Source organism: Desulfosarcina alkanivorans, from assembly GCF_009688945.1.
Lineage (GTDB): Bacteria > Desulfobacterota > Desulfobacteria > Desulfobacterales > Desulfosarcinaceae > Desulfosarcina > Desulfosarcina alkanivorans.
On record NZ_AP021874.1, the window covers coordinates 4,079,545 to 4,100,897 of the forward strand.

Annotated in this window: 15 protein-coding genes and 2 pseudogenes; 14 read left to right on the top strand and 3 right to left on the bottom strand. The window is 47.4% G+C overall.

Annotation, left to right across the window (positions count from 1 at the left end; all coding sequences use genetic code 11):
* Positions 1 to 15: 15 nt before the first annotated feature.
* From DSCA_RS17880 to DSCA_RS17945, 14 genes and pseudogenes are all read left to right on the top strand, one after another.
* Positions 16 to 825 (top strand): NAD(P)-dependent oxidoreductase, encoded by an 810-nt coding sequence (locus DSCA_RS17880; RefSeq protein WP_155317720.1) that lies wholly within the window; start codon positions 16 to 18, stop codon positions 823 to 825.
* A 578-nt stretch (positions 826 to 1,403) separates the two neighbouring features.
* Entirely contained in the window at positions 1,404 to 1,613 is a 210-nt protein-coding gene (locus tag DSCA_RS17885; protein WP_155317721.1) for a hypothetical protein, read from the top strand.
* Between the two features lie 101 nt (positions 1,614 to 1,714).
* Positions 1,715 to 4,309: a cache domain-containing protein gene (locus DSCA_RS17890; RefSeq protein ID WP_167527844.1), complete on the top strand. Its 2,595-nt coding sequence runs from the start codon at positions 1,715 to 1,717 to the stop codon at positions 4,307 to 4,309.
* Positions 4,310 to 4,329: 20 nt separating this feature from the next.
* Complete coding sequence (locus tag DSCA_RS17895) at positions 4,330 to 4,962, top strand: response regulator (RefSeq protein WP_231716208.1); 633 nt, start codon at positions 4,330 to 4,332, stop codon at positions 4,960 to 4,962.
* A gap of 333 nt (positions 4,963 to 5,295) precedes the next feature.
* Positions 5,296 to 6,655, top strand: a pseudogene (locus DSCA_RS17900) (ISNCY family transposase).
* A 494-nt stretch (positions 6,656 to 7,149) separates the two neighbouring features.
* The gene (locus DSCA_RS17905; protein ID WP_155317723.1) at positions 7,150 to 7,950 is read left to right on the top strand and encodes an ABC transporter ATP-binding protein; all 801 of its coding nucleotides are present in this window, start codon (positions 7,150 to 7,152) and stop codon (positions 7,948 to 7,950) included.
* Positions 7,922 to 8,806, top strand: a complete 885-nt coding sequence (locus DSCA_RS17910) for a branched-chain amino acid ABC transporter permease (protein ID WP_155317724.1) — start codon at positions 7,922 to 7,924, stop codon at positions 8,804 to 8,806. The genes DSCA_RS17905 and DSCA_RS17910 overlap by 29 nt, the downstream gene beginning before the upstream one ends.
* An 18-nt stretch (positions 8,807 to 8,824) precedes the next feature.
* Entirely contained in the window at positions 8,825 to 9,868 is a 1,044-nt protein-coding gene (locus tag DSCA_RS17915; RefSeq protein WP_155317725.1) for a branched-chain amino acid ABC transporter permease, read from the top strand.
* 15 nt (positions 9,869 to 9,883) lie between these two features.
* Positions 9,884 to 11,065 (top strand): ABC transporter substrate-binding protein, encoded by a 1,182-nt coding sequence (locus DSCA_RS17920; RefSeq protein WP_155317726.1) that lies wholly within the window; start codon positions 9,884 to 9,886, stop codon positions 11,063 to 11,065.
* Between the two features lie 118 nt (positions 11,066 to 11,183).
* Positions 11,184 to 11,987 (top strand): ABC transporter ATP-binding protein, encoded by an 804-nt coding sequence (locus DSCA_RS17925; RefSeq protein WP_155317727.1) that lies wholly within the window; start codon positions 11,184 to 11,186, stop codon positions 11,985 to 11,987.
* Positions 11,975 to 13,792, top strand: coding sequence for an AMP-dependent synthetase/ligase (locus DSCA_RS17930; protein WP_155317728.1), 1,818 nt, complete (start codon positions 11,975 to 11,977; stop codon positions 13,790 to 13,792). Before DSCA_RS17925 ends, DSCA_RS17930 begins: the two co-directional genes overlap by 13 nt.
* Positions 13,793 to 13,874: 82 nt before the next feature.
* Positions 13,875 to 14,909 (top strand): annotated as a pseudogene (locus tag DSCA_RS17935) (IS630 family transposase).
* Between the two features lie 88 nt (positions 14,910 to 14,997).
* The gene (locus DSCA_RS17940; protein ID WP_155317729.1) at positions 14,998 to 15,720 is read left to right on the top strand and encodes a crotonase/enoyl-CoA hydratase family protein; all 723 of its coding nucleotides are present in this window, start codon (positions 14,998 to 15,000) and stop codon (positions 15,718 to 15,720) included.
* 301 nt (positions 15,721 to 16,021) lie between these two features.
* Positions 16,022 to 16,831, top strand: a complete 810-nt coding sequence (locus DSCA_RS17945; protein ID WP_155317730.1) for an NAD(P)-dependent oxidoreductase — start codon at positions 16,022 to 16,024, stop codon at positions 16,829 to 16,831.
* A 402-nt stretch (positions 16,832 to 17,233) separates the two neighbouring features.
* On the opposite strand, the gene DSCA_RS17950 is transcribed toward DSCA_RS17945, so the two are convergent.
* The 3 genes from DSCA_RS17950 to DSCA_RS17960 form a co-directional block, all read right to left on the bottom strand.
* Positions 17,234 to 17,902, bottom strand: a complete 669-nt coding sequence (locus DSCA_RS17950; protein ID WP_155317731.1) for an acetate--CoA ligase family protein — start codon at positions 17,900 to 17,902, stop codon at positions 17,234 to 17,236.
* Positions 17,889 to 19,361, bottom strand: coding sequence for an acetate--CoA ligase family protein (locus DSCA_RS17955; protein WP_167527845.1), 1,473 nt, complete (start codon positions 19,359 to 19,361; stop codon positions 17,889 to 17,891). Before DSCA_RS17955 ends, DSCA_RS17950 begins: the two co-directional genes overlap by 14 nt.
* A 309-nt stretch (positions 19,362 to 19,670) precedes the next feature.
* On the bottom strand, positions 19,671 to 21,059 hold the full coding sequence (locus DSCA_RS17960; protein WP_155317733.1) for a CoA-binding protein: 1,389 nt from the start codon (positions 21,057 to 21,059) through the stop codon (positions 19,671 to 19,673).
* Positions 21,060 to 21,353: the final 294 nt, after the last annotated feature.

The window sequence follows — 21,353 nt, forward strand, 5'->3', positions numbered from 1 at the left end:
ATTCAAGGAGTGACCATGAAAGCCAGACTCGGATTGATCGGCCTTGGAGAGATGGGTATGGTCATGGCTGAAAATCTGCTTAAAAAAGGATATCCATTAGCTGTATTCGATTTGGACCAAAAACGGGTAAAGCGGCTTGTTAATCTTGGCGCTTCGGCAGTATCAGGCCCGGATCAAGTTGCAGAGAATTCAGATCTTTTGCTGATTATCGTTCGGACGACAGAACAGGTCCGCTGCGTCCTTTTCGGAGAAAATGGTGTGGTTTCAGCCTCATCGTTACCGTCGGCAATAGCGGTGATGTCCACCATCAGCCCCGTTGACGCAAGGAAAATGGCCAAGCCATTCCAAAATAAAGGGATCGGGTTCATCGATGCCCCGGTCAGCGGAGCCAGACTGCGGGCCGAGTCCGGCGACTTGACCATCATGGTGGGGGGAGATAGTGGCATATACCGAAAATTTCTTCCGATATTCGAGGTGATCGGCCGCCATGTCGTGCATGTGGGGTCGGTGGGGGCAGGACAGACCGCCAAATTGGTCAACAACATGCTGTTGTTGGTCAACATGTGCGTTGCCCATGAGGCCAAAGCGCTAATCGAAGATACCGGAATGGACCATGACACAATATTTGATCTTATTCGCGTGAGTACCGGGCAGAGTTGGGTTATTGACAATTGGAATACGGTGGCTGGATGGTGGCAGCATTATTCACCGGGAACCGCGCTCGACCTTCTGTACGAGGATATCGATATCACCCTGCAGTTGGGAGAAAAACACCAGGTTCCGTTATACCTGTCGGCATTGGCCAAACAACTATTACGTTACTGATTTTAATACCTTGAGTTTAAGTTGGCTTTGGCTAAATCGAAAGCAGTTGGATTGCCTGACAGACGTATTGAGTGAGCGCTTAAGCAAAAATTTGAAAACGGTTAACTCATTTATGGAGAGACCTCGGCCGAAAGGCGCTTGCTATTGGTAAACCTCCCCAAATACCAACCTTTAATTATTGGCACCGCCACCCTTCGGCTGAGGTCACTCCGCCAATTTTTTTTGGGTGGCCGATTATTTGAAAAGCTACTTTATTTTAGCAAATGCGCCAAGGTCTGGTAGCTTTTTCATAGGCTTTCTATGTAAAATTCTAAACAGGAGCTAACCTGGTAAAACTTTGGTTCGTGTGAAAAGCGTATCAGAATCTATTCTATCCGAATGACAACCCAGGATATTGGATGGTCGCAGCTATATTATTGCAAGAATTGAAATATAGAACGAGAAGCCACTATATGAGAAGCTGATGGGCATCCAACATTGCAGGGAGCGAGAGAGAAGCAGGCTTCGACATCTGAAAACAGGGGGGTCGATTGTGTCGTAGTAGCCCCCGCCTGGTTCCCCAAAAAAGCGGTGACAGATTGAAAGACGACTGTCGATATGCAACCAAGCTGTCCACCTTGCTTCGAGCGGGCGAACTCACGCCGGTCTATGTCCCCAACAATGAAGATGAAGCCATGCGAGACTTTGTTCGTGCCCGCGTTGACGTCCGGAAAGCCCTTCGCAAAGTCAAGCAACAAATCAATGTCTTCCTGCTACCGCTGTATGAGAGCAAGAGGGAAAAACGATAATGCCGACAAGATTCACAACATCAATGCTCCGGTTTAGGTAGTCTTATTTCCCTGTCTTTGCATTTACTATGTTTGGATTCACTTCAAACAGGATTACAGCCTTGCACACCGTATTTCGAAACCTGCCAATTAATAAGAAATTATTGGTGACCTATCTCTCTGTTTTTTTTGTGACCTCATCTCTTGGCAATTCCGTTTTGTATTCAATGGTACGACATACCATTGAAAGAAACATTGAGCAGGAACTCAAGAACACTACCAATATGATACTAAATATGGTGCATACTGCAGCCCGAGTGTCCATCAGAAACAACCTGCGCGCCGCTGCCGAACAAAATCGTGAGATTGTTGGCCGCATTTTTCAGAAACAACTTCAGGGAAATTTGACGGAAAGCCAAGCCAAGGCTCAAGCCAGGGAAATTTTGACAGGACAATCAATAGGAAAAACAGGCTATATATACTGTGTTGACAGTCGCGGCGCCGCTGTTGTTCACCCAAAGCCCGGTATGGAGGGTGGCGTTTTTCTGGAACAAGGATTCGTCAAAGAGCAGATTCTCCGAAAAGAAGGCTACCTTGAATACGAATGGAGGAATCCCGGCGAACCTGCCAAGCGGCCAAAAGCCCTGTATATGACGTACTTTGCCCCATGGGACTGGATCATTTCCGTTTCGTCATATCGAACTGAATTTGCAGAATTAATAGACGTTTCGGATTTCCGGGACAGTATTCTATCCTTGAAATTCGGCGAGACCGGCTATTCCTTTGTGATTGATAGCAAAGGGCAGATGATTATCCATCCGGTAATTGAAGGCAACGCTTTTGCATTCGCTGATACTTCGGGCAGGAAATTCATCCGAACCATTATTGAAGAGAAGAAAGGCAAGAAAATCTATTCTTGGAAAAATCCTGGAGAGCAGGTGCACAGGGACAAGTTGGTCATTTTCAACTATATCCCAGAGTATGACTGGATAGTCGCCTCGTCCTGTTACCTTGAGGAGTCCTACGCCCCCCTTAAAAAGGTTCTCAATGTGGTGCTGGCCACCACTGCGGCCACTTTATTAATTACCATTCCAATTACTTGGTTGATGAGCTTATATATCGTCAGGCCGTTGAAAACGATGATGAAGAACTTCCGTCGAGGAGCCAGTGGCGATCTGTCGATTCGATTGGATATTTCAACCGAGGATGAAATGGGACAATTGGCTGGATATTTCAATTACTTCATGGAGAAACTGGAATATTCCAACGCTATCCTTACCAATGAGATTCTGGATCGGCAGCGAGTCGAAGCTAGACTGCGAATAAGTGAAGAGAAATACAGGACTATTCTAGAGCGAATGGAGGAAGGTTATTACGAGGTGGATACACAGGGGCGTTTCACATTTTTCAATGCCGCCCTTCAGGCCATTCTCGGCTACCCAAAAGCTGTTTTGAACAGTCTTAGCCTCCGAGAAATTTCCGATCCGGAAACCTACCGCAAGATTAAGGAAACCTTCAGAGAAATCAGGACTTCGGGCAAAGCACAAAAGGCGGCCAGCTACCAGTTGAATCGGCGAGATGGGTCAACCTGTTATTTAGAAACATCCATATCATTGATGGTCGATGCGGATCGGCAGGTCATTGGCTATCGAGGTGTCCTCAAGGACATTTCGGAAAAAAGGCTGGCGGATTTGGAACTTCGGCGTTCCGTAGAGATGTTTTCTAAGGCGTTCCGATCCAGTCCCGCTGGTATGTTTATCGTAACCATCAACGATGGCAGATTCGTCGACGTTAACGATAGCTTCCTTCGCTATACAGCCTTCAGCGCAGAGGATGTCATCGGGCGGTCGCTGACCGAAACACAATTTTTTATACCGGAAGAGAAAAACGAACTGATCGTCGCGCGCCTTCAACAGGAATATGCCATTCGCAATATGGAAATCAATTTTCGCGCCGACGGAGACCATTGTCGCATGGGAATTCTTTCTGCGGAAATGTTAATCCTCCAAGGCAGCAAATGTATGCTGGCTGCCTTGGAGGATGTTACCGAAGCCCGACAACTGGAGCGGGAAGTCCTGGATATCAGCGAACGTGAACGCCAACGAATTGGATTCACTCTTCACGATGATCTCTGCCCGCACCTGCTGGGCGTAGAAGTTCTTAGCAATGTACTTCGGCAAAAGCTCGCAGAAAGGTCATCACCCGAGTCAATTAATGCCGCTAAAATTCAAGGTTTGATTCAGGAATCTATAATTAAACTCAAACGGTTATCCAGGGGACTGTATCCGGTGGACTTGTCCGGCTACGATTTCGACACCGCCATTGCTGATCTGGTGATGCAGGCTCAAGATATTTTCGGCGTCTCATGCCATTTTCTTTGCGAACTGCCTATATGTCTCAACGACGATACCATGGCGCGTCACGTTTATTGTATCACCCATGAAGCTATTCACAATGCCCTCAAACACGCCAACGCGGAAAACATTTTTGTGGTCTTAAATATGGAAAATGAAAAGATTATACTTACCATCAAAGACGATGGAAGGGGTATTCATGCCGATGAGCCTAACCATGGTATGGGAATGCGGATTATGAATTACCGTGCTCGGCGGATTGGTGCAGAGTTCACTGTCGAATCCGATATGGGTATGGGAACGACCATAACCATCGAAATAGAGCAAACGAAACAGTCTGGAGGGGGGCAGAAGGTGAGATGATGGGAAGAACGAAACGTATCATGATCGTTGAGGATCACCCCATTTTTCGGATGGGGCTGAAGGATCTGGTCAATCTCGAACCAGACATGTCCGTGTGCGGTGAGGCTGAGGATGTCTCCTCGGCTATCAAGCTGGCCCAACAGGAACTCCCGGATCTGATTGTGCTGGATCTGGCACTCAAAAACAGCAGTGGCATTGACCTCATTCATCAGTTTCGCTTCGAACGGGTAAGAATACCTATTCTTGTCCTTTCAATGCACGGTGAAGAATTCTACGCTCATCGATGCCTACTTGCTGGTGCCAGCGGTTACATCAAAAAACAGGAAGCTTCGCTTTCTGTAATCAAGGCGATTCGTAATATTCTTTCCGGAAAATTGCATGTCAGCGAAAAGCTGATGACTCATATATTAACGCAATTGCGCTTCAGCAAAGATACCCCCCAAGAATCCCCAATCGACCACCTTACCGATCGTGAGATGCAAGTTTTTAGATTGATCGGCCAGGGCATGTTGCCCAGTGATATTGCGAACCGGTTAAATCTGAGTGTTAAAACCGTGGGCTCCCATAAGGAACGGATCAAAGAAAAAATGGGTTTCAAGCATGGAGGCGAACTGGTTCGCTTTGCAGTGCTTTGGACCGAAAACATGCGGTAGCCCAACCATCACCCCATAGTGACTCTCAGCCTTTCACGTGCCCATGATAAACGTGTGACCAAGCAGTGATGCCGACAAGAGATATGGTATCCACACTGCAGCCCTATCATCATCGTTCTGGCCTCATAAAAGGCTTTCAGCGAGATTGTCCAATTTTTGCTAAGGCGCGATGATGGTAAACAAAGCAAACTAGTGTCCATCCGGCAACTTAAGCCACCGGTATCAATAAAAAAAAGAGCATTTTGTGACGGTTTTTCTCTTCTCATTGTAGTATGTTGAAAGTCGCCAAACGTTCAATATTAATACAAAAAGCAGAAAAGGGCCAAACACAAAATGCGCGAAAAACATCAAAAACAAATGCCACTTATCGATCTCCCAACCGGTCATCCCAAGGAAAAAGAGCTGGAAGCGATCAGCATCGTGCTTGATAGCACTCCTACCATTTGCGATCATGTACTGCAAGATCTCAACAAGGGAAAAATCATCAAGCGCCGGACCGGGGCTCGCGGCATGACGGCCGAGGAGATTATTCGCGCTGCGGTGGTGATGCGGATTTACAGTTTCACCGATGAAGATCTGGCGTTTCATATCTCCGATTCCAGGGCCTTGAGACGATTCTGCCGCATCGGCATCGCCGACAAGGGATTCAAAAAAGTCGGCCCTCAACGCCAATATCAAACCGCTGTCGCCGCAAACCTGGCAGCGTATATCCGACGACCTTTTGGTCTGCGCCAAGGACGAAAAAATCGAAAAGGGCCGGAAGGCGCGGATCGATTGTACGGTGGTCGCGTCCAACATCCATAAGCCTCTCGATTCCGTACAACTGTTCGATGCGGTGCGCGTGATCGCCCGTTTGTTGACCAAGGCCCGAGACGATTTCGGGATCAAGATCGTCTTGACCGATCATCGGCGCCGGGCCAAGAAAAGGATGATCGGCATCCAGTACGCCAAAGGAGAAAAACAGCGTATTCCCCTGTATAAAGATCTGCTCAAGGTCACTCGCAAAACCATCGGCTATGCCATCCGGGCCGAAGAGATCCTGGCACGGCACTGCAGCGCGGACCCGCTTTTGCTGGGCTTGTTCGGCGAGATCAAACATTATGGCGACCTGGCCCGAAAAGTCTACGACCAAACCTATCGCCGGGTCGTTCAAGGCGAAAGCGTCCCGGCCGGCCAGAAGGTGTTTTCCATTTTCGAAGACCATACGGACATCATTATCAAGGACCGCCGAGACACACATTACGGTCATAAAATCTGTTTGACGGGCGGGGCCTCCAACTTGATCCTGAATTGTGTCATTTTGGAGGGCAACCCCGCCGATACGGAATTGGTCGAAACCATGCTCGACCGTCAAAACCGGATCTATGGCCGCTATCCGTTGAAAGTCGCTTTGGACGGTGGGTTCGCTTCCAAAGACAACCTTGTCAAAGCCAAAGCGCGTAAAATCAAGCACGTCTGCTTTTCCAAAAAACGCGGATTGAAAGCAACGGACATGTGCCGCAGCGACTACGTTTACAAAAAGCTCCGCCAGTTTCGCGCCGGAATCGAATCCGGGATATCCTGGCTTAAGCGCAGCTTCGGTCTGACGCGCTGCACCTGGAAAGGATTTCGTTCGTTCAAATGCTATGTCTTGGCATCGGTCGTTGCCGCCAATTTGCTTACGATCGCCAGAAAGAAACTCGCGACCACCTGAACGGCAACTTCTGGCCGGCCGCCGACCAACCAGAGCATAGGATCGCCAAAACGATGGTATTAGTTGGCCATATGACCAATGAACTACCCCGCAGCAGAGCTGACGGGGTATCAAGGCAGCTCTAACTGTATCGGTTAGCTATTCGAAGCAAAGCTTCGGGGAATTTAACCCCAAGAGATTAAAATTTGTTCCAACCCAAAATTTACTTCTCACCGAGGCATCGGAAATTTTTTTCTTCGCAAAGAAGATAAAAATCATCCATTTCTGGATGGGGAATAGGTAATTTACTTATTAACATTTGGTTAATTTCCCCCCCCTTTTTTCCACGATTTGCTGATTTACGGATGCAATGTAATCTGAAACAGTTGACATTAAGTAAGATTTCCATCGAAGTGCAAAACATCCATCAGCAAAACTCTGCTGCTTCCTCGGTTTTTCGGAATAGTTGAAATTTGTTGCATAAAAAGCATAATTCATCAAAGAGACGGTGCGTAATGGATATGCTCACCATCAGCAATCTTTCCCTGTCGTTTAGAGGACTTCAGGTTCTTACGGACGTCAGCTTCGAAGTCAACCAGGGGGAGTTATTTGCAATTATCGGCCCCAATGGCGCCGGCAAAACATCTATCCTCAACAGCATTAGCGGCTTCTATCGGCCCAACAAGGGCCACGTCTACCTCGAAGGGCTTGATATATCACGCCATCCACCATACCGACGGGCAGAGCTTGGACTCGGCCGCACTTTTCAAAACATCGCCCTTTACCATGGGATGTCGGTTCTGGATAACATCAAACTGGGAGCGCACGTGCACCTGCGAACCGGTCTATTGTCTTCCCTGTTCTATTGGGGTCGTTCCCACCGGGAAGAGATGACTCTGCGCAAAGAAATCGAGGAGGATGTTATCGATTTTCTTGAAATTGAAGCGATCAGAAAACTCCCGGTCGGTTCCTTGCCCTATGGCCTTCAAAAACGGGTAGAGTTAGCTCGTGCGCTGGCCATGCGTCCGAAAATTCTCCTTATGGATGAGCCAGTAGCCGGAATGAATGCCGAGGAAACCGAAGATATGGCCCGTTTCATTTTGGATATCAAGGAGGAGCGAAACATTACTATCGTGCTCATTGAACATGACATGAAAGTCATTATGGACATTTCGGACAGGGTGCTTGTCCTCAATTTCGGTCAAAAACTAGCTGAGGGGAGTGCTGAAGAGGTACAGCGGCATCCGGAAGTTATTAAAGCATATTTGGGAGAAAACAAGGCACACGATGGAGATCTTTCTACAACTGCTGGTTAGTGGCTTCGCGGTAGGCGGTGTATATGCCCTCATCGCCCTTGGTTTTGTACTTATATACAAAGCCACCAGTATCATCAACTTTGCCACTGGCGAGTTCATGATGATTGGAGGTTTCATTTTTTATACCCTAACCATAAGCGTGGGGCTGCCGCCCGTTTTCGCCTTTTTGGGCGTAATAGTAACGGCTGCCTTCCTGGGCTTTCTGATAGAAAGGATGATTTTACGCCATATGCTGGGGCAACCCACAATCAGTGTAGTTATGGTGACCATCGGGTTAAGTTCGATATTATTGGGGATTGCAGAGATAATATGGGGTGCGGAGTTCAAGAGCTTTCCGGCCATTTTCCCAAGAGATCCTGTTATCATCGGTGATATCGTTCTTCGATCAAATATCTTCTATGGATTTGTCATATCTGCATTCGCCGTTGTCATATTCGCCTTGCTGTTCAAGTACGCCAAGGTAGGTATCGCTATGCGGGCAACTGCCGCGGATCAAGTGGCATCTTTTTCAATGGGCATCAATGTCAAATCTATGTTCACGCTCTCTTGGGCGCTCGGGGCCATTGCCGCCTCGATGGGGGGGATCATCATAGCCAACATAGGGGGGGTACACCCGACCCTGGGACACATCGGCTTAAAGATTTTCCCGGTGGTGATTCTGGGTGGACTCGACTCCATATTGGGTGCCGTACTGGGTGGCTTCATTGTCGGCATTGTGGAGAATCTTGCCGGTGGTTACTTGGACCCGTATTTCCATGGTGGAGTTAAAGAGGTGGCACCTTTTGTCGTGCTGGTTCTAATCCTTCTCTTTAAGCCATATGGTCTTTTCGGCAAAAAAGAAATCGAACGGCTTTAACCGGAGACCCAAGAAAACATGCGAATCGGCAACTTTAAGGAAACTTATGCGTCGGACGAAGCTGTGTTCCAGACGCCCACGGTGCGTTTTTGGATATGCGTTCTTTTTTTGGCGTTGTTGATCTTCCCTTTCCTGGCCAACGATTACCAGCTCTACATGGCGAACTTGGTGGGAGTGGCCATCGTGGGGGCGGTGAGCCTCAACATTCTTACCGGTTTTGCCGGCCAGATCTCACTGGGCCATGCCGCTTTTATCGGTATCGGGGCCTATACGGCGGCAATTATAGCAACTCGATTGGATTGGCCGTTTCTTCTCTGCTTGCCAATGTCCGGCCTGTCGGCTGCTTTCTTCGGGATAATCGTAGGGGGGCCATCCATGCGGATGAAAGGACTCTATCTATGCATCGCGACTTTGGCAGCTCAAGTAATCTTTGAATTTACCTTCGTCCACTGGGAGTCCATGACTGGTGGAATCCGGGGCCTCAATTTGCCACCACCGAAAGTGTTTGGAATTAGTGTGGACAACGAGTTCAAGTTCTATTTCATTACGCTAGCGGTGGTGATGATTATCGTCACCGTAGCCCGGAATATGTTCCGGAACCGCGTTGGTCGAGCATTCATTGCCATTCGTGACCGCGATATTTCAGCTGAAATCATGGGTATCAATTTGTTTCAGTATAAAATGTATGCATTTGGTGTAAGTTCATTTTTCGCAGGCATCGCTGGATGCCTCTGGGTCAACTTCATGAGGACGGTGACACCCGAACATTTCCCGCTCATGGAAAGCGTCCGCTATCTGGCCATGATTATTGTAGGCGGACTTGGGAGCATTCTCGGGGCCATATACGGAGCCATTTTCATGACACTGGTCCCGGAAATCCTTAAAAATACTTTGGGCTTGATCGCCCACCAGTTTCCTACAGCCATGAGCTACCTTTTTCCAATGCAGGAAGTTGTTTTCGGGTTGCTCATCGTGATGTTTCTGGTTTTCGAACCCCACGGGCTAGCGGAAATCTGGCGGCGCGTGAAGGATTATTTTCGATTGTGGCCGTTTCAACATTGAATAAAGGGGGACCAAATGAAACAGGAGAAATGGTGGATCGCATGGGCTGCCGTGCTGTTTATGTTGGTGGCAGTAGGTACTTCGTGGGCTGAAGACGAAATAGTAATTGGCGGTTGTCAGCCGATTACCGGTCGTTTCGCTTTCGCCGGAAAACACATCAATGAGGGACTAATGGATGCCGTCGGCTATGCCAACGAGCAGGGTGGCGCAGGTGGCAAAAGGTTCAGGTACCTCTATCAGGATACCGGTTACGACCTGAAACGCGCCGTCGCAACCTTCAAGCAAATCATGGCCCAAGACACTCCGGTGATGATGTATGGGGAGTCGACGGGACAGGGCAAAGCGCTATCTCCGGAAATTAATGATCGCTATCATGTGGTCTACAGCTCCACAAGTTTCTCCGAGGAACTTAGCGACCGGAAAAAGAACCCGTATATATTCGTTGGAGGATCTACCTATGCCCAGCAATTCGGCATACTATTGAAATATATCGCCGATCATCCCAAAAAAAAGGGCGTTCCGCCCCGGGTGGCGTTTTTCTATAGCGATACCGAATTCGGCCGTGACCCGATTCCCTACGCAAGGGAGAAAGCCAAGGAACTTGGGATTGAGGTGGTTGCCGAGGAAGTTACGAAGGTGGGTGCCGTAGACGTGACTAGCCAGTTGTTGGACCTCAAGCGCAACAAGCCAGATTTCTGTATCTTTCAGGGCTACGTGGTCTCCCCCATTCCAGCGGTCATCACAGGCGCCAAGGATTTCGGTCTGGATATAACCTTTATGGGAACTTTCTGGGCGATGAGCAAGATGCTTATAGACAAGCTCGGTCCTGATGGAGATGGATACATGGGGGTCATGCCATACAGCTACTGGTACATGGATGACGTTCCTATGATCCAGATCATTCGGGCCTACAACAAAAAGCATCACCCGGATGTCACCTATCGACCAAATTCCTACATGCAGGGGTGGTTTACCGGCATGGTGTTTACCAAACTAGCCCAGATGTGTGTCGATCGGAACCTTCAGGTAACGGGAGAAAACCTCAAGGACATGATTCCTAAGATCAGGGATTGGGATACGGGCGGTCTTGCCGGTGTAGTGAGTTTCAAAGACACCAATGCCACGGCAATGGGGAAAGTATACCGAGCCGAAGGCGGCAAATATATCCCCGCATCCGACTGGATGTATTTAGATTGACAAGGGCGGCGACCACTCGGTCGATAAATCGTTCCAATGCTGTGTTGACTTGCCTCCATATCATTTCTGTCCAACAGGTGTGGAGGCATGACAGCGCATTGTATATATGGAGGACAAGTTGCCCGCTATCCTTGAACTCAACAACATCGAGGTGGTTTTCAACAATGTGATCCTGGTTCTGAAGGGGCTCTCCCTGAAAGTGGAACAGGGCGCCATTGTGGCCTTGCTGGGGTCAAATGGTGCCGGCAAATCTACTACGCTTAAAGCCATTTCTGGATTACTGCCTCTGGAGGATGGTGAAATCACCGAAGGCAGTATTAATTATCGGGAGTTTTCCTTAGCAGGAATGGCTCCCCATAAGATAGTGCAAAAAGGCATTTTTCAGGTTATGGAAGGCAGACGTGTTTTCGAGGACCTCACCGTAGAGGAAAATCTGGCATGCGGAGCCTATACACGCAAAGATAGGCCCGGCATTGCCAGGGATATTGAAAAGTGTTTCACTTATTTTCCTGTTCTCAAGAGCCGTAATAACCGGTTAGCCGGCTACCTGAGCGGAGGTGAACAGCAAATGCTCGCCATAGGCCGTGCAATGCTGGCGCAACCTAAGCTTATGATGCTCGACGAGCCATCGATGGGATTGGCGCCAATGCTGGTTGAAGAGATTTTTGACATCCTACAGCAGATCAATCGGAAGGAAGGGATGACCATTCTATTGGTGGAGCAGAACGCTCAACTTGCGTTAGATATCAGCAACTACGGTTACATCATGGAAAATGGAAAGGTCGTACTTGATGGTCCCGTAGAATTGTTGCTCAAGGATAAAGATGTTCAGGAATTTTATCTGGGTGTTGGTCATAGTGAGGAGAAGGCCAGCTATCGAGACGTAAAACATTACAAGCGGAGGAAGCGATGGTTGAGTTGATCGGAAAAACGCTTCCCCAGGTATTTCTTGACCAGGTCGCTCTCCGTGGTGATTCGGTAGGACTGAGGGAAAAGGACTACGGCATTTGGCAACGGGTTACCTGGAGGCAGTACTTTGAGAATGTCCGTAATTTCTCTCTGGGCCTTAAACAGCTTGGTTTCGAACGTGGCGATCACATGGCAATTCTCAGTGAAAACTGTTGCGAATGGCTTTATTCCTGCATGGGGATTATCAGCCTGGGCGGAGTCGCGTTGGGTGTTTACTCAACCAGCCCCTGTAAAGAGGTCCACTATGTTGTCAAACACTCTGATTCGGTTTTTGTATTGTGCGAAGATCAGGAACAGACCGATAAAATACTTGAAGTCATCGACGATCTTCCAAAACTGAAAAAAATTATCGTCAAGGACATGAAAGGCCTGCGGAACTACCCGAAAGACAATATCATTTCTTTTGCAGAGGTGGCCAAACGTGGTCTTGCCTTGGCAAAAAAAGAGCAGTATAGATTTCAAGCAGAGATCGAAAAGGGGCATGCCCAAGATGTTTGCATTATGATATACACATCGGGTACCACCGGCCCTCCTAAAGGAGCCATGGTGAACCATCGCAACATCGAAGCGATGACCCGTGCTGCCGCGGCAGCTATGGAAATTGACGACACGGATAGCGTTGTTTCCTATTTGCCCCTTTGCCATGTGGCCGAGCAGATCTTCAGTCTTTATTTGCCTCTATATTTTGGTGTCCAGGTAAATTTTGCGGAAAGCATCGCTACGATCCAAAATGATCTCAGGGAAATCGCTCCAACCGTTTTTTTGGGTGTGCCCCGCATTTGGGAGAAATTACAGAATTCCATCATTGTCAACATTCAGGATTCCAGTTGGTTGAAACAGAACATTTTTAACCTTTGTATGAAAATCGGATATGGGGTTTGCGATCGACGACTGGCCGGTAAAAAGGTAGTAATTGGCCTTGCGCTGATCTGGTGGGCCTGCTATGGCTTCATCTTCAGGGCGCTGCAGAATTACGTAGGACTTCGAAATGTACGGCTGTGTTTTTCCGCAGCAGCGAAGATAAGCCCCGAAGTGCTGAGATATTTCCACGCGATTGGCATTCGCGTCAAGGAAGGTTATGGAATGACTGAGTGCACAGGGCTGTCCTTCATTCACAAGGGAGACGACATCAAGCTCGGTACAGTGGGAAAGCCACTGGACTGCATCACATTCAAGCTCGCACCGGACGGGGAGTTGATGAAGCGTGGGCCTAGCATTTTTTCCGGCTATTACAAAAATCCGGCGGCCACAACCGAAGCAATTGTTGATGGCTGGCTCATGACTGGAGATATCGCCGAGGTACACGAAGACGGTCATCTTGCCATCGTAGACCGCAAAAAAGACATCCTTATCACTTCGGGCGGAAAGAACATCGCACCTTCTTTATTGGAAAACGAACTCAAAGTTAGCCCCTTCATCAAGGAGGCCATCATCTTGGGCGACGACCGCAAGTTTGTCTCGGCAATGATTCAGATTGATTTCGAAAACGTTGGCAAATGGGCCACGGATCATCACCTTGCCTATACCAATTTCAAGTCGCTCTCAAAACTTCCTGAGGTCCATGACCTGATTCAAAGAGAAGTGGACGAAGTCAACGAACAGTTTGCTCGGGTGGAGAATGTGCGAAAGTTCCTGCTACTAACTAAGGAACTTGATCACGATGACGACGAACTGACCGCTACCATGAAAGTCCGTCGAGCCAACATCTACAAAAAATTTTCGGAGGAAATCCAGGCTATTTATGGGGTACAGGACTAGATGTGAAGTCAGTGCCTACCATTATTATTAATACGGCAATTAAACATACCAATTTTCTCTCATTTGTGCTATAGCATCGTTTATGGAAAAGACAGATACACGAAAACTGAAACCCGAGGTGCAACAGGAACTTCGCAACCAGGCCATCAGGCTTCGTCAAGCCGGACGGACGTATAAGGAAATCGGCGCGATTGTTGGCGTTCACCACACGAATGTTTGCAAGTGGTGGAAGGCCTACGAGCAAGGTGGTCAAAAAGCGATCAAACACAAACAGCGGGGTCGCCGCAAAGGTACTTGCCGCACACTGACGGATGATCAGGAGCGCGAGCTACAACGATTGATAAAAGATCGATGCCCCGACCAGTTGAAGCTTCCTTTTGCCTTATGGACACGCATCGCTGTCCAGCAGTTTGTGAACCAGTTGTATTCGATTCAAATTCCCATTCGAACGGTTGGGGAATATTTGAAGCGCTGGGGATTTACCCCGCCAAAGCCGCTCACCAGGGCATATGAAAGGAATCCGAAGGCCGTCCAACAATGGCTGGACGAAACGTATCCGACTATTGCCGAGCGAGCTAAAACAGAACAGGCCGAAATTCATTGGGGCGATGAGACAGGTTTATTGAACAACGCTTACTACCATCGCAGCTACGCCTCAGCTGGTAAAACACCGGCGATACGGTTGCCAGCCAAGCGAGAAAAGATCTCCATGATATCGACCGTGACCAACCAGGGTAAAGTTCGGTTCATGGTGTATGAAAATGCCATGAATTTAAAAACGCTGATCCGATTCATGACCCGACTGATAAAAGATGCAGACCGGAAAGTGTTTTTGATACTGGACAATTTGCGCACCCATCATAGCAAACCGGTTAGGGAATGGCTTGAGGGACACAAGGATGCAATTGAAGTGTTCTTCCTGCCATCCTATTCACCTGAGCTGAACCCTGATGAATATTTAAACCGTGATCTGAAACTCAATGTCCATAAGAACAAACCGGCGCGAACAAAATAACAGTTGAAACGAAAAACCATTGGTCACTTGCGAAAGCTTCAAAAGCTGCCCAAAAGAATCATGAAGTACTTTAAAGATCCCAACATTGCCTATGCTGCATAGTTGGTGCGTTTAGTTGCCAGAGTAATAACATTTTGATCGCCGTAGCTTACCGATATAGGTTGTAAACGATCGGATTCTAAAGCATCCATTGAATGATTACATGAGAAATTCTTCACAAGTCTCCTCCCTTATGAGAGAAGATGTGGCGCTGATCACACTGGATGACGGCAAAGCCAACACGCTCAGCCATGAGAGCATTGCCGCACTGCGCGAGGCGTTATCACTTGCCGAGTCCGAATCAAGGGCTGTCGTGCTCAGCGGCAGACCAGGCTTTTTTTGCGCGGGGTTCGACCTAAAGCTTGCAAGAGCCGGCCATGAAGCCATGCGCGGTTTGGTCGCCGCCGGTGCAGATATGCTGATGCAAATTTTGTCCTTTCCCCAGCCGGTACTCATGGCCTGCACAGGACACGCAATGGCCATGGGAGCGGTCATGTTGCTAAGTGCCGATGTTTGCATTGGGGCAGAGGGGCCATTCAAGATTGGTCTTAATGAGGTTTCGATAGGCATGCCTTTACCTGCCTTTGTAGTGGAACTCGCCCGGAGCCGACTGAGCCCGCGTCACTTCTTTGCTGCAACGTGTAATGCGCGGATCTATGACCCGATAGGCGCCGTGCAGGCCGGCTACCTGGATCGGATATGCTCACCTGAAGGTGTGGTGGACCAGACTGTCGCGGAGGCAGGGAATTTGGGTAAAATCCTTGTTCCCGAAGCTCTAAAAATTACAAAACAATATGCCCGGAGCGCTATAATAAATTCTTTGCGAAGCACCTTGTCTCGGGGCCTGAGTTCCTTTGAATTATTTGAGGGGTAGTGGTGTGTTTCTCTGGCCGGATAAGGTACTCTATTCCGTTGGTATTCAATGGCAAAGAAGATTATTCACACCCAGAAAAGCAAGCTAGATCTCGACCCGCTGGATTCGTGAAACCTAGAAGGTCTCCAGAGGCTTTCTCGATGAAACCAAATTGGATCGGGACGTTCAACATCAAATTGATTTCAATTTCGAAGGCGTTTTACAATAAGTCCTGACCAAACTGAGAAATAGTACGCCGCCAACGATTATGAACTTATTTGTCTGAACTGGAAAAAAGCAAGGAACTAAATAAGGAGTGACCATGAAAGCCAGACTCGGATTGATCGGCCTTGGAAAGATGGGTATGGTCATGGCTGAAAATCTGCTTAAAAAAGGATATCCATTAGCTGTATTCGATTTGGACCAAAAACGGGTAAAGCGGCTTGTTAATCTTGGCGCTTCGGCAGTATCAGGCCCGGATCAAGTTGCAGAGAATTCAGATCTTTTGCTGATTATCGTTCGGACGACAGAACAGGTCCGCTACGTCCTTTTCGGAGAAAATGGTGTGGTTTCAGCCTCATCGTTACCGTCGGCAATAGCGGTGATGTCCACCATCAGCCCCGTTGACGCAAGGAAAATGGCCAAGCCATTCCAAAATAAAGGGATCGGGTTCATCGATGCCCCGGTCAGCGGAGCCAGACTGCGGGCCGAGTCCGGCGACTTGACCATCATGGTGGGGGGAGATAGTGGCATATACCGAAAATTTCTTCCGATATTCGAGGTGATCGGCCGCCATGTCGTGCATGTGGGGTCGGTGGGGGCAGGACAGACCGCCAAATTGGTCAACAACATGCTGTTGTTGGTCAACATGTGCGTTGCCCATGAGGCCAAAGCGCTAATCGAAGATACCGGAATGGACCATGACACAATATTTGATCTTATTCGCGTGAGTACCGGGCAGAGTTGGGTTATTGACAATTGGAATACGGTGGCTGGATGGTGGCAGCATTATTCACCGGGAACCGCGCTCGACCTTCTGTACGAGGATATCGATATCACCCTGCAGTTGGGAGAAAAACACCAGGTTCCGTTATACCTGTCGGCATTGGCCAAACAACTATTACGTTACTGATTTTAATACCTTGAGTTTAAGTTGGCTTTGGCTAAATCGAAAGCAGTTGGATTGCCTGACAGACGTATTGAGTGAGCGCTTAAGCAAAAATTTGAAAACGGTTAACTCATTTATGGAGAGACCTCGGCCGAAAGGCGCTTGCTATTGGTAAACCTCCCCAAATACCAACCTTTAATTATTGGCACCGCCACCCTTCGGCTGAGGTCACTCCGCCAATTTTTTTTGGGAGGCCGATTATTTGAAAAGCTACTTTATTTTAGCAAATGCGCCAAGGTCTGGTAGCTTTTTCATAGGATCAGGGCCATTCAAAATATATAGCCGACAGCCTGACACGTCTTATAAAAGACTATGATCGGAAATCCTAAGGTAATAGTTTCGAAAAGACTTTATTGATTCCGAGAGTTATTTTAATAAAATCAGGGCATCCACTGCAACGGGTTGGTTGCCTCTTATGATTAAAGGATTAATATCAATTTCTTCTATCTTTTCGACTTCCATTCCGATTTGTCCAATGGTTATCAAAAGCTTGGCCAGCATGGTACGGTCCACAGGTTCCATTCCACGGAAGGCTTCCAGCATTTTATGCCCTTTAATTTCATCCATCATTTCAAAAGCGTCGATTTCTTCTATAGGGGCGACTCGAAAACAGACGTCCTGTAAAATCTCGGTAAAGATGCCACCCAAACCAAACATTACGCACGGTCCGAACTGGGGATCCCTTTTCAACCCCGCCACTAGTTCTCTCTTCCCCTGAACCATTTCTTGGACAAGGACTTCACTCCCGGCCTCATTCATCAATTCGGAAATCCTATTAAAGGCAAATAGCGCTTCATCCTCGTCGTGAATGCCTACCTGCACTAAACCCTTTTCAGTCTTGTGGCCAATTTCCGCCGAGCATCCCTTGAGAACAATCGGATAACCGATCTCTTGGATAGCCTCCTTCAAGTTGTTTTCATTTGCAACCAATACCTCCTTCGTAATCGGAATATCGTATTGGGCAAGCAATTTCTTCGATTCGAATTCGGAAAGTGCCGTCCGACCCTTTTTTAACGCCTCATCAATGATTTCCATTATTTCCCCCTGAAGGCCTTAATTTATACCGATTCTTGATTTTTCGATACTCCCATAGGGCGGCCATAGCGCTCACAGCCCTTTCGGGAGTTGGGTAGACCGGGATACCGTGATCCTGTATTAAGGCCACGGCACTATCCTCACGTCCGGTAAAACTCGCGCAAAAAATTGGTTTATTTGATTTTTTCGGAAGGTTACAGAACTCAATGCAAATCTTTTCAACCGCCTCTTCTAACAAATCCTGGGTTAATCCGTTCGTATTGCCGGTCATGGCAATTTTATCCTTGAAATGAACGGGGCCGAAAATCCCGTAGAATAGCATACCGTCAATCTCTTTAAGATTTAGAATCAAGTTTGGCAACTTCTTAAATATCAATCCCAAATCATAATTCATCGTGACATCCACAGGGTTTACGCTCGATGCCGCCGATGGTATCATAGCTTTGATTTTGTTGCGGACTTTTGAAGAAAAGATAGGGATATGTAGGCCGCTCCTTTCAGCCGCATCAGCCATTGAACTCCCTGGACCGCCCGAATTTGTTAACACTGCAAAGCTTTTTCCTTTGGGCAGAGGTTGGCTAGATAAAGCTAGACTCCAGTCAAAAAGTTCAGTCACGTCGTTGGCCCTAAGAATGCCGGCCTGTTGAAAAAGTCCTCTATACAACTTGTCCGGACTTCCCATGGAGCCCGTATGAGAAGCGTTAGCTCGAGCCCCGGCCTCTGTTCCGCCAGCAGATACCGCGATGATTGATTTCTTTGCTGTAATTTCTCTAGCAACCTTCAGAAAGTCGACCGGTCTTTTAATCCCCTCGATGTACAATGCAATGGATCGGGTTTGGTCATCCCTGCCAAGATATTCAAGGCAGTCCACCATATCGATATCGGCCTGGTTCCCGATACTAATTGCCTGGCTAATCCCCATTCCTATTTTTTCGAAGTAGTTCAATGTTTGGGTTACGTAGCTGCCACTTTGGGATATGATTCCAACATGCCCAGGTGAATATTTTTCAGGAAACCAAGTTGTATTCAGACCGATTCGACTGTTGATAATACCAATACAATTTGGCCCAAGAAAGCGGATTCCATATTTTTGGGCAATTCTAATCAAATCCTCCTGAGCCTTTTTCCCATTTTTGCCAGTTTCACCATAACCGGCTGTTATTATGATTGCATGTTTGATTCCTGCTCTACCGCATTCATCAAGAACGGCAGGGACTGCCTTTCCAGGTATTACCAGTACAGCCAAGTCAACAGGTTTATTAAGAGAAGATATATTGGGATAAGCTTTGAGCCCTATAACTTCTTTTTCTTTTCTATGAATTGGATAAATTCTGCCTTGGTAACCACTCTTGAGAATTGTCACGAGTTGGGCAGTGCCTATCGTTGAGAGGGAGTTGGACCCCCCTAAGTAAACGATGGATTTCGGGTTCATGATTGTTTGTAACGGGTTGACGTGCATGGGGTAACCTCCGGAAACCATTTAGGCGGTATTCTTTACCGGAATATGAATTTCAGTAGTGATGTTATCGGGTTGTTGAAAAACGGTACTTTCTTAAGACCTCGAATCGGCAAAATTGTATCTTCAACCGGCACACTACATTCGGCGGATAACTGCATGGTTTTGGAAAAAATCCGAGTATCAGTAAAAATGCGCTCGAGACTGCAAGCGAAAGCAGATGTCTTCATGCAGTCATATAGAATTGCCGCCACACCCCTATTGCCATTGCGACATGGAAAACCAAACAGCCACAATCGCTTTGTGAAAGCATTACACACTCTGCGATTTGTGTCTTGTTGTATAGTCCCGCAGCAGGGACAAAGCTTGAATGCTTTCCATGGGATTGTCAAAAACCGGAAAGGAATTGGCTGCTTTTAACTGCTCCAAGTGTCTCTTTTCGGTGAAAAAACTGAGCCCTATGGGTTTGTCTAACTCATTGCTGATTGAGCGAAAAAGCTCCAGAAGCTCTTTCGGGCTAGAGATTTCACTACCTATCATTTTTGCCATTTCCGGTCCGTACATGAAAGAAAGCGATAGTCCATCAATGTTATCCAGAGATAAACATTGCTTTACGGACTTTAATAAAATATCAAAGCTGTGAATATCGCCGAAATCCATTGGATTGGACATGCGTATTACCCCGCCCCTACGATACCTTTCAATTTCTTGAATCAGCTTTGACGGCAGCTCTGGGCAAACAAAACCATATGATTCACATGCGTCTCCAAGGATAACCGAAAATCCACCTGATAGCGATATGGCTACCAAACGGTTGCCTTTAAGCGGTGGCAGGCGTAGAGCCTTTGCACAAATTACCATTTCATGCAGACTCCTCACCCGGGGGACCCCCGCTTGCTTCATGGCTCCTTCGATAACCCTATCATTGTTAGCAAGTGCTGCGGTATGTGATTTGGCCACTTTAGAAGCCGTTGGTCCCACATTAGATTTGAACAGGATAATCGGCTTCGGTGATCTTTTCGCCAATCTTATAAATTCTTTTCCATTGTCAATACTTTCCAGATAGAGATGGATCTGTTTGGTATCCTCGTCTTCTATCAAGTACTCGATAAGATCTAGCTCATCTACATCCAATTTGTTCCCTGTGCTAATAATTTTCGAAAACCCGATGTACTCATCTGAGAAATAATGGGCAGCTTGATTAGCGATTCCTCCACTTTGGGCGACCAAACTAATTGAACCTTTTATGAAGTTCCGCGTATTAATCGGGTTAAAAGGTGTGCAAAGACCCGATCCAGTATTTATGGTTCCCACACAGTTAGGACCAATGAATCGGATGCGATGATGCTTTGCGACGTTAATAAGGTCTTTTTCCTCCTGATTATCCGTTTCTTTATACTCCCGGTATCCCGCGCTAGAAACAATTACGTGTCGTATGCCCTTGAAACCACACGCTTCCACTGTTTGAGCTACCAGGTGGGAAGGCACAAGTATCACAGCAAGATCAATGCCCTCAGGCAGCTTTGCGGTATCTGTTATAATTTTTTTCCCATAAATCGTTCCCGGTTTATTTCCTACAGGATAAATTTTTCCCTCGAATCCCATTTCCAGGCAGTTGCGTATAATAGTTTTTGCCAAATTCCTCGGATTGAGGCTCACACCAAATACAGCCAATGTCGATGGATAGAAAAATTGTTTCATCGCCACCTCAGGTTCTATTGACTACGGAGCTAAGATTGAAAGATATGGTTGCAAGGTTACCGTAACCGCACCTACAGGCATTGTGAAATAAAATAAAAAGCTTGGCATCACCTCCAAGATAACAGATTGTTGATCGAATGCATCGAAATCCACAACTCCCAAACTATATTGATTGCATTAATAGCGGTCATAACAGGCTTCCGGATTTGAAAAACGTTGGTCAAATTTGATCTCGAGTCTTGAAAAATCCTCAGTAGTGGTAAAGCCTTTCAAGGCGACTCACTATTGTTGGTT